The organism is Staphylococcus sp. GDB9P120P (assembly GCF_017893435.1).
GTDB lineage: Bacteria > Bacillota > Bacilli > Staphylococcales > Staphylococcaceae > Staphylococcus > Staphylococcus cohnii.
In genome coordinates this window covers 661,399-677,423 of the sequence record NZ_JAESNB010000002.1, presented here as the reverse complement: position 1 = coordinate 677,423, position 16,025 = coordinate 661,399, and the positions used below count along the sequence as shown (strand labels likewise).

General features: G+C 31.0%; 19 protein-coding genes. 2 read left to right on the top strand and 17 right to left on the bottom strand.

All coding sequences use genetic code 11. The features are described from left to right. Positions 1–73 precede the first annotated feature (73 nt). From cobA to KA856_RS02970, 16 genes are all read right to left on the bottom strand, one after another. Positions 74–1,015, bottom strand: a complete 942-nt coding sequence (gene cobA / locus KA856_RS03045; protein ID WP_107384350.1) for a uroporphyrinogen-III C-methyltransferase — start codon at positions 1,013–1,015, stop codon at positions 74–76. Next, on the bottom strand, positions 1,006–1,320 hold the full coding sequence (nirD, locus tag KA856_RS03040) for a nitrite reductase small subunit NirD (RefSeq protein WP_107384351.1): 315 nt from the start codon (positions 1,318–1,320) through the stop codon (positions 1,006–1,008). Before nirD ends, cobA begins: the two co-directional genes overlap by 10 nt. Before the next feature lie 3 nt (positions 1,321–1,323). Next, positions 1,324–3,729: a nitrite reductase large subunit NirB gene (nirB, locus tag KA856_RS03035; RefSeq protein ID WP_181187370.1), complete on the bottom strand. Its 2,406-nt coding sequence runs from the start codon at positions 3,727–3,729 to the stop codon at positions 1,324–1,326. Further along, complete coding sequence (locus KA856_RS03030; RefSeq protein WP_107384353.1) at positions 3,722–4,186, bottom strand: precorrin-2 dehydrogenase/sirohydrochlorin ferrochelatase family protein; 465 nt, start codon at positions 4,184–4,186, stop codon at positions 3,722–3,724. The genes nirB and KA856_RS03030 overlap by 8 nt, the downstream gene beginning before the upstream one ends. Next, on the bottom strand, positions 4,167–4,907 hold the full coding sequence (locus KA856_RS03025; protein WP_107386395.1) for a sirohydrochlorin chelatase: 741 nt from the start codon (positions 4,905–4,907) through the stop codon (positions 4,167–4,169). The genes KA856_RS03030 and KA856_RS03025 overlap by 20 nt, the downstream gene beginning before the upstream one ends. A gap of 135 nt (positions 4,908–5,042) precedes the next feature. Next, entirely contained in the window at positions 5,043–5,579 is a 537-nt protein-coding gene (locus KA856_RS03020; RefSeq protein ID WP_107384355.1) for a GNAT family N-acetyltransferase, read from the bottom strand. A 176-nt stretch (positions 5,580–5,755) separates the two neighbouring features. Beyond that, positions 5,756–6,577, bottom strand: a complete 822-nt coding sequence (locus KA856_RS03015) for a formate/nitrite transporter family protein (protein WP_419110015.1) — start codon at positions 6,575–6,577, stop codon at positions 5,756–5,758. 235 nt (positions 6,578–6,812) lie between these two features. Next, complete coding sequence (locus tag KA856_RS03010; protein ID WP_107384356.1) at positions 6,813–6,995, bottom strand: hypothetical protein; 183 nt, start codon at positions 6,993–6,995, stop codon at positions 6,813–6,815. A 70-nt stretch (positions 6,996–7,065) separates the two neighbouring features. Next, the gene (locus KA856_RS03005) at positions 7,066–7,545 is read right to left on the bottom strand and encodes an SRPBCC family protein (protein ID WP_107384357.1); all 480 of its coding nucleotides are present in this window, start codon (positions 7,543–7,545) and stop codon (positions 7,066–7,068) included. 15 nt (positions 7,546–7,560) lie between these two features. Beyond that, positions 7,561–8,139 (bottom strand): helix-hairpin-helix domain-containing protein, encoded by a 579-nt coding sequence (locus tag KA856_RS03000; RefSeq protein ID WP_213014036.1) that lies wholly within the window; start codon positions 8,137–8,139, stop codon positions 7,561–7,563. A gap of 123 nt (positions 8,140–8,262) precedes the next feature. Continuing rightward, entirely contained in the window at positions 8,263–8,778 is a 516-nt protein-coding gene (locus KA856_RS02995) for a YceI family protein (protein WP_107384359.1), read from the bottom strand. A 182-nt stretch (positions 8,779–8,960) separates the two neighbouring features. Beyond that, positions 8,961–10,493 (bottom strand): zinc ABC transporter substrate-binding lipoprotein AdcA, encoded by a 1,533-nt coding sequence (gene adcA / locus KA856_RS02990; protein WP_107523503.1) that lies wholly within the window; start codon positions 10,491–10,493, stop codon positions 8,961–8,963. A gap of 212 nt (positions 10,494–10,705) precedes the next feature. Continuing rightward, entirely contained in the window at positions 10,706–11,314 is a 609-nt protein-coding gene (locus tag KA856_RS02985; RefSeq protein WP_107384361.1) for a DsbA family protein, read from the bottom strand. Between the two features lie 29 nt (positions 11,315–11,343). Continuing rightward, positions 11,344–11,712, bottom strand: a complete 369-nt coding sequence (locus tag KA856_RS02980) for a cystatin-like fold lipoprotein (RefSeq protein ID WP_107384362.1) — start codon at positions 11,710–11,712, stop codon at positions 11,344–11,346. Positions 11,713–11,951: 239 nt separating this feature from the next. Further along, positions 11,952–12,281 carry an ASCH domain-containing protein gene (locus tag KA856_RS02975; RefSeq protein ID WP_107384363.1) on the bottom strand — a complete coding sequence of 110 codons (330 nt, stop codon included), beginning with the start codon at positions 12,279–12,281 and terminating at the stop codon, positions 11,952–11,954. Positions 12,282–12,399: 118 nt separating this feature from the next. Continuing rightward, entirely contained in the window at positions 12,400–13,848 is a 1,449-nt protein-coding gene (locus KA856_RS02970) for an MDR family MFS transporter (protein ID WP_107384364.1), read from the bottom strand. Positions 13,849–14,067: 219 nt separating this feature from the next. Between KA856_RS02970 and KA856_RS02965 the strand changes: the two genes are divergently transcribed. Beyond that, the gene (locus tag KA856_RS02965; protein ID WP_017722768.1) at positions 14,068–14,172 is read left to right on the top strand and encodes a putative metal homeostasis protein; all 105 of its coding nucleotides are present in this window, start codon (positions 14,068–14,070) and stop codon (positions 14,170–14,172) included. Positions 14,173–14,351: 179 nt separating this feature from the next. Here KA856_RS02965 and KA856_RS02960 read toward each other — a convergent pair whose 3' ends face one another. Continuing rightward, positions 14,352–15,038, bottom strand: coding sequence for a 2,3-diphosphoglycerate-dependent phosphoglycerate mutase (locus KA856_RS02960; protein WP_107384365.1), 687 nt, complete (start codon positions 15,036–15,038; stop codon positions 14,352–14,354). Positions 15,039–15,396: 358 nt separating this feature from the next. Between KA856_RS02960 and KA856_RS02955 the strand changes: the two genes are divergently transcribed. Further along, entirely contained in the window at positions 15,397–15,759 is a 363-nt protein-coding gene (locus KA856_RS02955; RefSeq protein ID WP_107384366.1) for an aggregation-promoting factor C-terminal-like domain-containing protein, read from the top strand. The last annotated feature ends 266 nt before the right edge of the window (positions 15,760–16,025 follow it).

Below are 16,025 nucleotides of genomic sequence, written 5' to 3'. Positions count from 1 at the left end.
CATTATATAGTCAAGATATCAATGATTCTGAATCATATTAAGAAAAAACTTTCTAGTACAGCAAATTAAATTATTACATTAATTTAATATGTTCATCAAATAAATATTGTTCTTTAATATCGTTCATAAATTCAATCTGTGTTTTATGATAAATAGATGTATCTATAACATCAATCAAACAAAAATGACCTTCACTATAGAGCGATAATGCCTTTTCTAAAGCTGATTGATGTTCACCAGTAATCAAATAGCTTTTAGTTTGAGACTGACTTAAACTAGTAACACAAGGTAATTCAGCCATTAAATCTCCTACCAAAACGACACCTGGCATAAACGAACAACTTTGTGTTTCAATCAATTGGTCAATCGTTGTTACTGTACCTTGGATTAATTTCTCTTTATAAGTAGATACATTATATATCACTACAACTGGATAATCTTTCTTGGTTTGTTGATATATTTCATGCATAATCGTTTTTAAATTTCTAATACCCATATAAATGGCTAATGTGCCTCCTGATAATAATTTGTCCAATTCTACTTTATCAGTATGCATTTTACAAAAATGTCCTGTCGTATAAGTAACATGTGTAGCAATCTGACGAGCGGTAAGCCCTTGTTTCATGCTTGCAACAGCTGCACTAGCAGAAGTAATACCTGGTACGATTTCGCACTCAATGTTCTGTTTATTTAGCGCTGAGACTTCTTCATGTGTTCTTCCAAAAATAGCTGGATCTCCGCCCTTCAACCGTACAACGCAGTGATGTGAATAAGCTGCATCAACAAGCAATTTATTGATTTCCTCTTGTTGAATATGTTTATGGTAAGGTTTTTTTCCAACATCAATTATTTCTACACCTGGACTAACCATCTGAATGATAAATGGATTCACAAGGCGATCATATAATATAACATCTGCTTTTCGAATTAAACGTTCAGCTTTTCTCGTTAATAATTCCGGATTGCCGGGACCCGCACCGATAAGGTATACTTTTCCAACCTTATTCAAACCCATACATACACATCCCCATCCTGTACCTCTGTTCTGAACACCTCAACGCAACCTTCATCTGGCGCTTGTACTAAACCACTATTCAAGTCTATTTTTTGATCATGTAATGGACAAAAAACATAATCACCACTCATTGTCCCTTCTGAAAGTGGACCATCTTTGTGAGGACATCGATTTTGAATGGCATGAATACTACCTTCTTCCGTTAAAAAAATACCAATTTCTTTATTGTGTAATTTAATTTTTTTACCGACTAATGGTGTAAGTGTGTCTATTGACGTTACTTTAATCCTATTTTTAGCGCTCATATTTTACACCTTCTCCACTTCAAATATTTTTTGTTCTTTTTTACTATTTACAATCTCAGACCATGGCTCTTTTTCCACTGCGCATTTAGCTTCTAAAATTCGTGCATAAAGTACATCTTGTTTTGCTTTATCAAACAAAATACTACTCACATGTTCAAATCCTAATCGATTTAACCATGGTGCAGTACGTTCTGCATAGTTACCTGTTTCTCTATAATATTGCATCAATGCGCCACAAAGTTTTAATACTTCCGCTTCAGTTTCTACAGTTGTTAAATATTGTCCAATTGTAACTTCTGTACCGCCGTTACCACCAATATAAATTTGATATCCATTTTCTACTCCAATAACACCAAAATCTTTAACACCTGATTCGACACAGCTTCTAGGACATCCTGAAACTCCCATCTTAAACTTGTGTGGTGTATCAATATATTCAAATGTTTCTTCTAAACGGATTCCTAATCTTGTCGTATTTTGTGTTCCAAATCTACAAAAAGCTTTACCAACACAACTCTTCACGGATCGAGTCTTTTTACCATATGCTGATGCTGAACGCATACCCAATTCTGACCAGATTTGTGGCAATAATTCTTTCTCAATGCCATAAAATCCAATACGTTGTGAACCAGTCACTTTGACTAGGGGTACGTTATATTTTTTAGCTACTTCACCTAGTTTTATAAGTTGCTCTGCATCAGTTACGCCACCTCTCATTTGAGGAATGACAGAGAAGGTGCCATCATTTTGGATATTAGCATGATAACGTTCATTCGCAAATCTTGATTCAATTTCATCAATATGTTCGAACGGATAAATCATATTAAGATAATAATTAATGGCAGGACGACATTTAGGACAACCATTTTTATCCTTAAAGTTTAGAACATGACGAACTTCTTTAGAAGTTTTAAGTGATTTCGCTCTAATTTGAGTTACAATTTGATCTCGTGTTAAATCTGTACATGCACATATGCCTGTAGGTTTAGCTGCAATAAAATCATCACCCAGTGTATGTTCAAGGATTTGCCCTATTTGTCCCTTACATTTCCCACAAGAATTACCAGCTTTTGTTAGTTGTGTCACTTCGTCAATACGCGTTAAACCATTTTGCTTTATCGCTTCAACAATAGTGCCTTTATTTACACCATTACAGCCACAAATAGTTTCGTCATCAGCCATTTCTGCGACATCAAAACCACTTGATTCTCCACCTTTGTGCAGCAATGATGCGATCGTGTAGTCTTGTATGGTTTCTTTTTTCTTCATCATATTAAAAAATCTAGAACCTTCTTCTATATCCCCATATAACACCGCACCAACGATATGACCTTCTTTAAGAAATACTTTTTTATAATGTTTATGCATGCTATCAAAGATTGCGACACCTTTTACTTCATCACTCTCATGTATCAGACCAGCACTATATAAATCGCATCCCGAAACTTTTAATGACGTAAATGTAGTAGAACCTTGGTATCCTTCAGTAGGATTATCAGTTAAATAATCTGCAAGTACTTTGCCTTGTTCATACAATGGTGCTACTAACCCATAAGTTTTCCCTTTATGTTCAGCACATTCTCCTACTGCATAAACATGCTTATCACTTGTCTGCATAAAATCATTTACAACGATCCCCTTATTGACTTCAAGTCCAGATGCTTGTGCCACTTGCGTGTATGGACGAATACCTACAGCCATAACCACTAAGTCTGCTTTTAAAATCGAACCGTCTGACAATTTGATGCCTGTTACATCTTGTTCACCTAAGATTTCTTCAGTACGTGCTTGCATCCTAAAGTGCATACCTTGTTTTTCTAAATCTGCTTTAAGCAATTCACCAGCTTTTTTATCTAACTGCATTTCCATCAACCATTTTGCAAGGTGAATTACAGTTACGTCCATACCTTGATCCATCAGTCCACGTGCACATTCTAAACCTAATAATCCACCACCTATAACGATGGCATGTTTTTTAGTCTGTGCAATCTCAATCATGCGTTCAGTATCTTCTATTGTTCTCCAACCTATTACACTATTAAATTGAGCTCCCGGTATTGGTAACACAAATGCACTTGAACCTGTTGCAAAAATACAAATATCATAGTTAAGATGCTTTCCTTTTTCTGTTACAATTTCATTGTTCTCACGATTCACTGATACGACAGGATCATTTACAATAAGCTTAATACCATATGACTCATACCATTCATAACTATTCATAATCGTTTCATCAACAGTCATTTTTTTCTGTAAAATATTCGAAAGCATAATTCTATTGTAATTAGGATAAGGTTCCTTACCGATAATCGTAAATTCATAACGTTCAGTATCTCTTTCTAATATTTCTTCTATCGTTCGTAGACCTGCCATTCCATTTCCAATCATAACTAACCTTTTTTTAGACATGATAATCCTCCTTATATACCTCTATCAAAAAATTTTCCACTGCATGAGATATTTTTTTAACTTTGTTATAATCATTGCCATCTGACCTGAATAAAATATTTATATTTTTATATTGAATTTCAGGCATATTATAAAAATCTGATTGTGTTTTATCTCCTGTGTGATTAACAAGCTGTGTTGGTCGTGAATCCTTTTTTATTTGGTTATTAACATGTGGGTCATTCGTAGCAATAATAATAATATCTGCCTTTTCAATATCATTTCGGTCATAACATTTTGTTATTAATTTCAAATTTGATTGTTTGGCTTGAAAAAACTCTGGCAAAAATGTCTGACTTACGATAGTTAATGAAGCTATTGATTCAGTCTTTAACTGTTGGAATTTTCGATAGGCAACCTTACCTCCACCTATAATTACAAGATGTTTATTCGCTAAATTAAGTTGGACTGGATACATTGCGATACACCTCCAATTGTGTAATTTGATCCTTGATTATCATTTCTAATATTGGATGAAAATTTAATGATTCAGTATATTCAATATGATTCGCCATACGCATTTTTGAAATTTTACTTTTCATTTTATTAACTAAATAACCATCATATAAAAAGATAGGAACAATCAATATGTTCTGTGTTTCTTCTAATATCTTAGGCAATATTTTTTGATAATTATATTCACCATATAGCGTCAACATATCAATTGATTTATTTACAATATTACATTGCTGAATTAGTTGCTTAAGTTGAACAATAGGTTGTTCATAGTTTTCACTACCATGTGCAATAAAAATCACTTTATTTATTGATGGTCTATTGAACATTGCCGCATTAATTTTTTCGTCAATAATGTTAATTAAATGAGGATGCGTACTTAGTGGTGGTGTAATACGGTATCTCATATGTGGAAACATTTCTTTAATATGCTGTAAGATTTCTGGGATATCTTTTAAATAATGTTTTGCTGAAAATAATAATAACGGTACAATATTAAATTCAAATTTACCTTGCTTTACTAAAGTCGAAATCACGTTATAGAAATCGTTCGTATCACTTTCTAAAAATGCGATTTGATAGTTGATATTACTATTTTTAAAAAGTTGAGATATAAAATATTTCAAAGCTTTATTCTGAACACCTCGTCTCATACCATGTACAACGAGAACATTTTCTCCCATAATGACGCCCTCCCTTTACCCTTGCATTGTAATATATTTCCATTAGTTTTTGTGAATATTTTCACATAAAACTATAAAAATAGGGAATTCCCTTAGATATAACCTAAAGGAATTCCCTATTTTATATATAATCAACTAAAATGGTGGTTGTCCTAATACTTCTTCATCAAAACGTTCTGGAATTAATACTTTTCTCATAATAACACCTAAATCACCATCGTTACTTTCATGTTCTGCGTATACTTCATAACCCCTTCTTTTGTATATATCTAATAGCCATGGATGCTTACGCGCAGATGTACCTAGCGTAACGGCAGGTACCTTAAGTGTGTCTCTAAGATATGTTTCTTCAACATATTTTAATAACTTGCCACCCAATCCTTGTCCATCATATGATGGTTTCGTAGCAAACCACCATACAAATGGGTAAATAGAAATGCGTCGTTGCGTCTCCCATGGATAACGTACAGTTATTGTCGAAATGATTTCTGCGTTATTTTCCAAGACAAAAGTCGTACCAGTTTGTAAATTCTTTTCGACCATTTCAACACTAGCGTTGACGGATGGCCAATCAATACCTAATTCTCTTAAAGGTGTAAAGGCTTCATACATTAATTTTTGCAATGCTTCAGCATCATCTATTTCAGCGATTCTAATATTATAATCAGACATTTTGTCACTCCTCAGCGTATCTTTTATAGCATTATTTGATTAAATTTAAAAGATTATTTACAGTAATACAATATGGTTTCTTGATAAATGAGTCAATTTTTTTGTTTTATATATAAAAATAAAAGACAATTTGATTTCATAGTAGAAACCGAATTGTCTTTTACTTTATCTTAATATTAGTTTCGCAAACTATCACGTTTGCCGTTTAAATAAGCATAAACTAATCCTACAAATATACCTCCACCAATATAGTTACCTATAAAAGCAAAGACAATATTTTTTAATACATGCACCCACACGACAGCATCAAAATTATAAAAGACCATACCAGCATATAAACCTGCATTAAATACTACGTGTTCATAGCCCATAAATACAAAGACAATAACACCACATGCAATGAAAAAAGCTTTAGATAAACTATCTTTAAATTGAATTGATACGTAAATACCAATGTTTATAAAAAAATTACAGAAAATGGCTTTTACTAATACTGCATACCATGTCGAATCTATGGTCTTACCATTTACAAGCGTTGTTAAACTGGTCACCATTTCCGTTGTCATTATAGGAGTAAATTTCATTAAACCAAATAAAATAAATCCTCCAATAATATTAAAAAAGAAACATACTAACATGATGATCAAAGCCTTATTCATGCCAATTAGCTTATAGTACCATCCAACTGTCAAATACATAAAATTACTCGTTAATAATTCTGAATGTGTCAATACGATCAATACCAAGGCCAAACTGAATGAAATGGCACCTAATAAGTTAATTAGTCCTTCATTTGCACCAACAAATTGTGTTTTTATTGCAAGCATAAAAACAGTCACAATGGCTAATAAAAATCCAGACATGATTGATTTTAATGCATAACGTCCGGGTGTTTGGTTAAACATGACATCCTTCATTTGAACTTGATTATTAATGTTTTTAATTGTTTCATCTGACATATATGTATCTTTTATGGCTTTATTATTCTCTATCAACATCGACACCCTTCCCTTTAAAATGTTTGGATCACAAAATTATAGATTAATTATATTGTTTTTTATTCAAATTTAATAGGTTATACGTCTATTTTACATAAAAAAACACTTTCGTATAAATTCTTTTTAAAATGAATTCAACGAAAGTGTCTTTATTTTACTCCAAATATTTAGGCGCAGTTCATAGTGGATTAACGCTTTTATTTGAACATCGATTCTGATAGCTTAAGCGCACTGCTCACTGTTGTTTTTTGAATTTTGTTAAAATGTGTAGGCCATATGCAAAAATACCATAGCCCGTTAAAGTACGTAATAACCATTTAAATATACTGCTACTCAAACATTTTTCATTTAAGATCATAGCTGGTACAAGCGTACTTATCGTATATAAACTTAATACTTTAATATAGCGTTTATTCAATACACTCACCTCTCTTCACTTTTATTATAACTAAAAGCTAAAGTGTGCAAGTGTTTCAATTCTTACATATCTATGACTTTTTGTTCTTTAAAAGCGTTTCTAAATTATCAAATGTGCTATTCATACCCGCTTCTACACCCATATCAAGTAGTTGTTGTGCTGATTTAGGATCTGGCAGTTCCGCAGTAGAAATAATACGCGTTGAGTCTTCATCTATTTGTTCTAATTGAATCACATTACGCATACTTGCCATATTTTTATCAATATTACCTTCTTTATCAGTAAAGTAATCGTTATAATCAATCAAATAAGGTGCTTTTACTTCATTATACTTTGTTAATGTATAACTCGTACCTTGGTCAGTATATATTGCAAAAAACGCTTGACCTCCAGTCACAATATTAAATTCGAACACTTCAGTTGTTGCGCCTTGAGGGTGGAACCATTTTTCAAATAAAGATTGTTCAGTATATGCTTTAAATATTTCTTCTACAGTTGCTTCAAAATCTCTTTTAAATATAATTTTGTTTTCATTCACTTCTATACTCACTTAAAACGCTCCTTTTTATTCATCATTCATAATTACATAAGATGTAACTGTTTTAATTTTGGCATTTTTACGATTGCTTTCAAACTCAATAAAATCCGCGAAGTAAACTTCTGTGCCATCACTATTTAACTGAGTGCCATGCATTGCACCAAACTTTCCATGTGTTAAATTATGCGTCACTTCTATTCTTTTAATGTCTACTTTATGTGCTTCAATTTCATTATAAAATTCATCTAAACTGTTCAATTCAAAAGCACCGGGCACTTGCCATTTAAAATTTGACACAACTGTTTGTGATAACTTGTTTTTATCAGCTAATGCAGATCCTATTAGAAAATCTAACATGATTCGTCGTTTGGGCGCATTATCACACCCTAAATCTCCAACCATTTCAAATGGAAATTCTGAAGCTGTTTCATTTTTAAATGATAGACCTGCTTCTGTCAACGCATTCTCTAATATACCTATCGCTTTAGGTCCTACGCCATGAGTATCTAGTATCGTAGTTCGTTCATATTTTGATAATTGTTCTAAAGAATTTATGCCAATCGATGCTAATGCATTCGTTGCTGGACGACCTATTTTGGGTAACATTGTTGCCACTGTAATCCCCCTTTTTAATACTATATACCCACATAAAAATATTTTAAATTTTATATAACTAGAAAAAGGCCCAAGACAATTATATGTCTTGGACCTTTTTTATAGCTTTTATTATTAATCTTCTAACGCAAATTCAAGGCTTACTTGGAAGTTTATATCCTTACCAATCATTACGCCACCAGTTTCAAGTGGTTGGTTAAACGTAACACCATATTTTTCACGGTTAATTGTACCATTAGCAATGAAACCTGCTGTTGTAGCACCATTTAATGGGTTCTTACTTTGACCTTCATATGATAATTCAAAAGTTTCTTCTTCTGTTACATCTTTAATTGTTAAATTACCAGTAACTGATTTTCCATCTACTTTTGTTACATCAAATTTAATTTCAGGATAGTTTTCAACATCTAAGAAATCAGCACTTCTTAAGTGGTTATCACGATCACCAACTCGAGTGTCAATTGAATCTGCTTTGATTGTTAATCCACCTTTAATTGTGCTTAAATCATTTAAATCACCTTCAAGTGATGCTTCGAAGTCATTAAATCTACCTCTTATATTTGAAATCACTAGGTGTTTAACTGAAAATTCTACTACTGAATGTGCTGGATCAAAATTAAACTTTGTCATAAAAATTCATACCTCCAAATTTGTAACTTTCTATTGATACATTTATTATATCAGGTATATTTTATATATCAATGAAAAAGCTCATATTTGTGTTTCTATGAAAAATATTCCCGTAAAACAAAATTTTACTCATTTCGATGTAAAATATTTATATCATTTAAAACAATACATGGATTCAACTTTTAATGTGCCAACATTTCTTTTTTTATTTGTTCTTTAGTTAAATCTTTTGGATAATATGTTGGCCAATGATCTAATTCTTTCAATACTTTTTGTTTATTATCTCCCATAAATATATGGAAATGTTCTGCTTTTTTAGGTGCTATATTATGATCGCTAAATTGTACATATTTTGGTAACTCTTTATTTCCACCTACTAATTTAAATGAATATCTGACGCCTCTATTACCTTTTTCATATTTCAAGATATCTTTACCATCGTATTTGTATTGACCTTTTAATGTTTTGTCATCCTTTTTAAAAGTAATCGTATCCTGTGTAATATTAATATTACTAATATTTGTCTGATATCCTTTTTGATAATAATCTTTATATTCTTTTTCAGTCATTTGATTATCTTCGTTTGCTTTGTGTTTCATGACGTCATCTAAAGTACCATCTTTTAAAAATGGATAAACTGATTGCCAATGTCCTTGATAATCAGTTAATTTTCTATCTTTCACTTGATTATCTTTAAAATAGCCATCAGCGATTGCCTTTTCATGCTTGTTATGCGTTTTTTCATCATCTGTTTTAATATTGTCATTTAATGCCATATCAAGATGTTTTATATTTTTTTCCATTAGGGATTGATATGTCAATGTTTTATCTTGTGCTTGTTCTTTTGATAACGACTCCATATTATTAAACTTCAACGGTTTTGCTTTTGTTTCTTTACGAATCGTATCAGTGACTTTATTAGAAACATTTGCTTCATACAAAATGAATTTGGCCCCTGAATCATTAATTTCTTTCACAATTTTTGCTAATGCTTTTTGGGACGGATCTTCAGCATTCATATTTTGTATACCTTTTTGGACAAATCCATATCTTTCTGAAAGATAACCAATAGATTCATGTGATATATATACGGTATTGCCTTGCTTATCTTCAGTAATGTTTTTCATTTTTTGATCTATTGACATCAAATCTTCTTTCAATTTTTTATAATTCTTTTCATAATAAGATTTGTGTTTAGGATCTTGCTTTATTAATTTATCTTTAATCTCTTTTGCAAATACTTGGTTAAATTTAGGGTCTAACCATACATGAGGGTCATAACCTCCGTGATGATGTCCATGATGATGTTCATGTTCCTCATGTTCTTCGTCGTGCTGATCAGTTAATAATTCGCTTTTATCAATTTCATCTCCTAATGATAACTTTTTATTATCCTTTTTAATTGTTGCTGCCACTTTTTTAGCAATAGGATCTAAATCGTCACCTGTATACAGGAACATATCTGCTTTACTCGCATTCATTATATCTTTTTGTGTTGGTTCATATGTATGTAAATCTGCACCACTAGGATAAATAGATTTAACTGAAACATACTTTCCGCCTATTTGATTGGCAAACGATTTTAATGGAAATACAGTGGTATTAATTTTTATCTTGTCGTTACCTTTTGATTCGTTTGACTTTGTAGCACTACAACCAATAACGATTAACGCTAATACAATGACAAATGACAGTATGTATATTGATTTTTTCATTCTTACTCCTCCTCAAATAGTAATGATTACGATTTAAAATTATAACCGTACTTTTTGAAATACGCAATACTTATTTCAGGTTTTTCGTAATTATTTCGATTTAAGAAGTTAAGATATCCTTTTTTTTATTAACTAAAAAAGCCCGTCACTGTTTTTTTCAGAAATTCAGTGACGAGCTTATGATATTATACTTTGTCTCTATGCCTTGAAAGTTAACTTTCTTCAAGTATTTTTTTATAATTCTTATATTTATATGGATCTTCTACTTTTTTTCCTGCTATAAAAACTGTGGGCGCTGTTTCAATATGGTTTTCTTTATATTGTTTATGATCTTGTTCGGCTGCTTTCCACGATTTACTTTCTTTAGTTTTATAGCTTGTTTTTATCTTTTCTTTTTTATCATTTGAAATTTCCAATTGGTTTATTTGTTGATCAACGAGTTGTTCGGTGATCCAATTTTCCTCTGATTTCGGCTGTTGCTTAAACATTAATTTTTGGAAATTTAAATATTGTTTAGGGGCATATTGTTTTACTGCATGACCTGCCCTTGAACCTATAATCGAATCCTTTCCTAAAAATGCCATATTAACAAACTGATAATCTACTTTTTTCGTATCAATATATTCTTTTTTTAATTTAGGCATAATATTTTCTTCTACTTTTTTACAATATGGGCACTTAAAATCACCGTATTCAATAATTTTAATCTTGCCATCTTTTCCATATTTGTCATCTTGATGTACATTTTGATTGTCATTCGAACAAGCGGAAACAAAAATTAATACTGCCATTAATAACAAACTTATCCAACGTTTCTTCATTTGTTAAAAACACACCTTCTTATCTTGTTTTATTCTTCTAGGTTCATATTTTCTTCTTTATAATCCGCATCATGGGCATGTGAATATGATTTTGAATTAAAGTTTTTTAAGTAATGTGCTTTATCATCAGTTATTTTATATGTATAAAAATGAACTTCATCATCATCTTTTAATGGTTTATAAGCAATAGTCACATATTTTCCTTTGTCATAAACATAGATATTCGCATTCTTTTTATCAAACTTAGATTCCACATCACCCTTTTGCTTATCAGCTAAAAGCTTTTGTTGTTTTTTCTGTTGATTCACTGCTTTGTCAATCTCATCAGCATATTTCCCACTACTACACCCAGCTATAATGATTATAGAAATGAACACCATCATCATTAATTTTTTCATATTTACACTCCTAATATTACTTATCATATCTAATATTATTCAACCATAACTCTTATCTTACAACGAAAATCTTTGATGTACTAGAACAATAACATTATTTTTATATTTATATAAAAACACTTCCGAAAAATTCATTAATAAATGAATTTAACGAAAGTGTCATATTTACCGTATGCAAATTAAATTTTCATCAATGCTACAACTTTATCCTAACTATAAATCAATTAATTTCATTTTCATCATATTAGTGCCACTTTGATTGCTAATGCACCGTAATTAAGTTCATCAGTTTGTGAATAAATTTGATATATAGCTGCTAATTTTTGAGAAAGTTGATCGTCTGTTTTCGCGCCAATTTCTTCATTAGTATATTGATTCATCAGTGACTGAAACGATGAAAACACTACAATTTCCTTAACTTGCACTTTTAATGTTTCTTCAGTCTTTATATTTTTGAATACAATATAATCGCCACTTTTAATTTCTTGTCTTTTTTCATCATTCAATCTAACTTCAATAGTCTTTACTTCGTTTTTCATTAATTGAAAAGGTTCGTTATTTAAATGCATCGAGTGTTCTATAATACATACGCTCCATTCATTATTATTATATTGATATCAAAGTATCATAATATTAATATCTTTTACAAGAAAATTTCGCATGACTTAACATGATGTTCAATTTTAATTATTTAGCATTTTCTTCCTCTAATTTAAGTTGTTTTTTGCTTTTCAACATAAATACACTTACTAAACTGATAATAGATATGATGACTGCAAACCAAAAAGCACCATGATATCCACTTAGCAATGCTTGATGCTGAATTTCTGCTGTCATTTGTTTTTGACTCATATCTTTAAAATCAGACATATTTGGTGTGTAATTCTTGGCAACTTGACTCATAATTGTGATCAAACCTGCTGTACCAATAGATGCAGATATTTGTTGTATAGTGTTTGTCATCGAAGAACCGTGTGCATTCATTTCCGGTGCTAGCTGATTCATTGTATGTGTCATTAATGGCATCAAACCAAGTGCGATACCAATCATACGAATGGCATATACTGTTGCTAATATCGCTGGTGAGGTATGTTCATCCATGATTACAAAATAAGAAGTTGTTACAACTACAATAAACATTCCAATAAATGCTAATATTTTAGCGCCATATTTCTCATAGAGTAAACCTGAAATCACTGACATAATCCCCATTACGATAGCTCCAGGTAATAAAATTAATCCTGATTGGAGTGCTGAGTCATTCATAATATTCTGTACAAACATTGGTAACACTGTTTCAGAACCAATCATTGAAATCATAGTAAAAGCCATTATGATAATACCTACAGCAAATTGACTATCTTTGAACACTGAAAAATCAAGGAGTGGATTTTCTAAACGTGTTTGACGGAAAATAAAAGCCGCAACTAAAATAATGCCACCTATAACAGTAGTCAATACGATTGGATCGTTCCAGCCATCACGGGAAATTGAACTTGTACCATAAAGCAAACCACCAAAACCGAACACGGATAAGATAATTGATAAAATATCAATACGTGTCTTTCGATTAGTACCGACATTCTTGACGAATTTAAGCGCACCTATAAAAGTAAGTGCAGCAATTGGCGCAACCACATGGAATAATGAACGCCAATCTAAATACTCTACTAAATAACCTGATAGTGTCGGTCCAATTGCCGGTGCTAAACCAATAACCAAACCAAATGTCCCCATATATTTACCTCTTTCATGAGGTTCAAATATATCTAATATTGTTGTCATCATCAGTGGCATCATAATACCAGAACCAAGTGCTTGAACAATTCGTGCACTTAATAAAACAGAAAAGTTTGGACTAAATCCTGCGATTAAAGTCCCTATAAAAAAGATAAATATTGCAGTTAAAAATACTTTTCTTGTTGAATATCTTTGAATTATCATTGCTGACAATGGAATAATTACACCATTAGTCAATAAAAAGGCTGTAGTAAGCCATTGTACTTGTGTGTAATCTATTTTAAAATCTTTCATTATGCTTGGTAATGCTGTTGTTAATAAGGTTTCATTTAATAATCCAAAAAACCCACCACACAACATCATCAAAATCATTATAATTTTCGTCTTTTGATCCATTTTTGTACTCCTGTATTCTATAATTTATCAACTCTTTTTAGTCGCATTTCTGCATTATACATATTTTAGTTTAATTTATCATTAAAAATACTTAAAATATTAGTTATATTTTAAACTTTTATTTTGTAAGATTTAAAAAATGTTACAAATCGTAATAATTACTATTTACATTCCAAGTTTTTTCTTACATAATATCTATAGATAAAGGAGGTCATCACCATGAAATTAGATTTACAAACAGCACGCCGTAATTTAAATAGTCCTAATATCAAAACACGCAAGCGTGCACGCAAAATTATCCAACAACATAAGCGCAATAAATAAAAATAGAAGTAATACTTCAAAACCAAATGTTTTTTATCTTTGGTTTTGTCATATCACTTCTAAGATGTGGCCTGATTCCTGAAAATATACATTTATATATTTCAGAATCAGCCATCATTTTATTTAAGTTATTTATTACTTTACTACGTCATTTCATTTTTTGTACAGTTATAAAAGTATTATAAGTAATATTTATCTATCACTTTTAAATCATCCGTTAAATCATATATTAAAGGTGCCCCTGTTTTGATTTCATATCCTACAATATCTTCATCTGATACATCTTCTATATACTTAATTAATGCACGCAATGAATTACCATGCGCAGAAACAAGCACAGTTTTTCCATCTAATAACTGTTGTGAGATTTGGTCGTTCCAATAAGGAATCACCCTAATTAAAGTATCTTTCAAACTTTCTGATTCAGGCATAACTCTTCTATCTAAATGTTCATATTTTCTATCATTTAAGTAATCTTTTCTTTGTTCATCACTTTGCGCAGGTGGTGCTATATCATATGAACGTCTCCATATATGTACTTGTTCTTCACCAAATTTTTCTCTAGCTTTATCTTTGTTTAAACCTTGTAATCCACCATAATGACGCTCATTTAAGCGCCAAGATTTAATAACTGGAATAAATAACTGTTGAGATTCATCTAATAAGTGAAACGTAGTTTTAATGGCGCGTTGCAATAAAGATGTAAAGACGATATCTATCTCTATACCCTGTTCTTTTAATTTTTTTCCCGACGTCACTGCCTCAGTTCTTCCCTGTTCTGATAAATCTACATCAGCCCAACCTGTAAATAGATTTTCAGCATTCCAAACACTTTGACCATGTCTGCATAAAATTAGTTTTGGCATAATATTCCTTCTTTCCATTGAATAAAATGATATTATCACTACTTTTACAAAAATATTACAGTGATACACAGATATAAATCCTGTTACGACAATACTTTATCTATAATTTCTCATGCCATACATTAAAATTATAACAATTTACACTTGATTTTGAAATGATTGTATTCATTTATTCATAAATGACTTTTTATTTTTATTTTTCTGTAACCTACCTATAAAAAAATGATGTTATAGTTGTAAACGTTGATGAACGGAGCAATACGATAGACAAACAAAAATATTTTAAAAACATCCATGCTAATTAACAAATACAATTTGAAACTGTTTAAAACAAACAATTATTAGGAGGATTTTTCAAATGAAAAAATTATTATTAGCTTCATTCGCATCAGTAACAATCGCTACAGCTGGTGTTGGTTTAACTTCAAATACTTCTACAGCTGATGCTGCAGAAACTACTCAAGCAAACAATGACGTGTATAGTGAATTTATTGCTGCTGGTGGTACAAAAGCGCTTTGGGATAACATTGTAATGCCAGAATCAAGTGGAAATCCAGATGCGGTAAATGAATTAGGATATAGAGGTTTAGGACAAACGAAAGAAGCTTGGGGTACTGGATCTGTAACTGAACAAACAAAAGGTATGATCCAATACGCTGAAGATCGTTATGGCTCAATTGATGCAGCAATCGAATTCCGTATTGCAAATGGTTGGTGGTAAGACTAATTTTATACATTAACCCAAAATGTATGATAAAAAATAGGCTAGAAATCACTTTTTAAAAACGATGCTAACCTATTTCGCTATAAATTATTAAATTAAACATAGATGGTTTGAAGGAGTTAAAACATATATGCCTTTCAACCATCTTCTGACTTGCTTTATATTTTAAAAGTCCGAGACAAAAATGTCTCGGACTTTTTTATTCTAAAATAAGTTAATAAAATTTTAACTGAAACATATTATATTTGTATATCAATACTCAT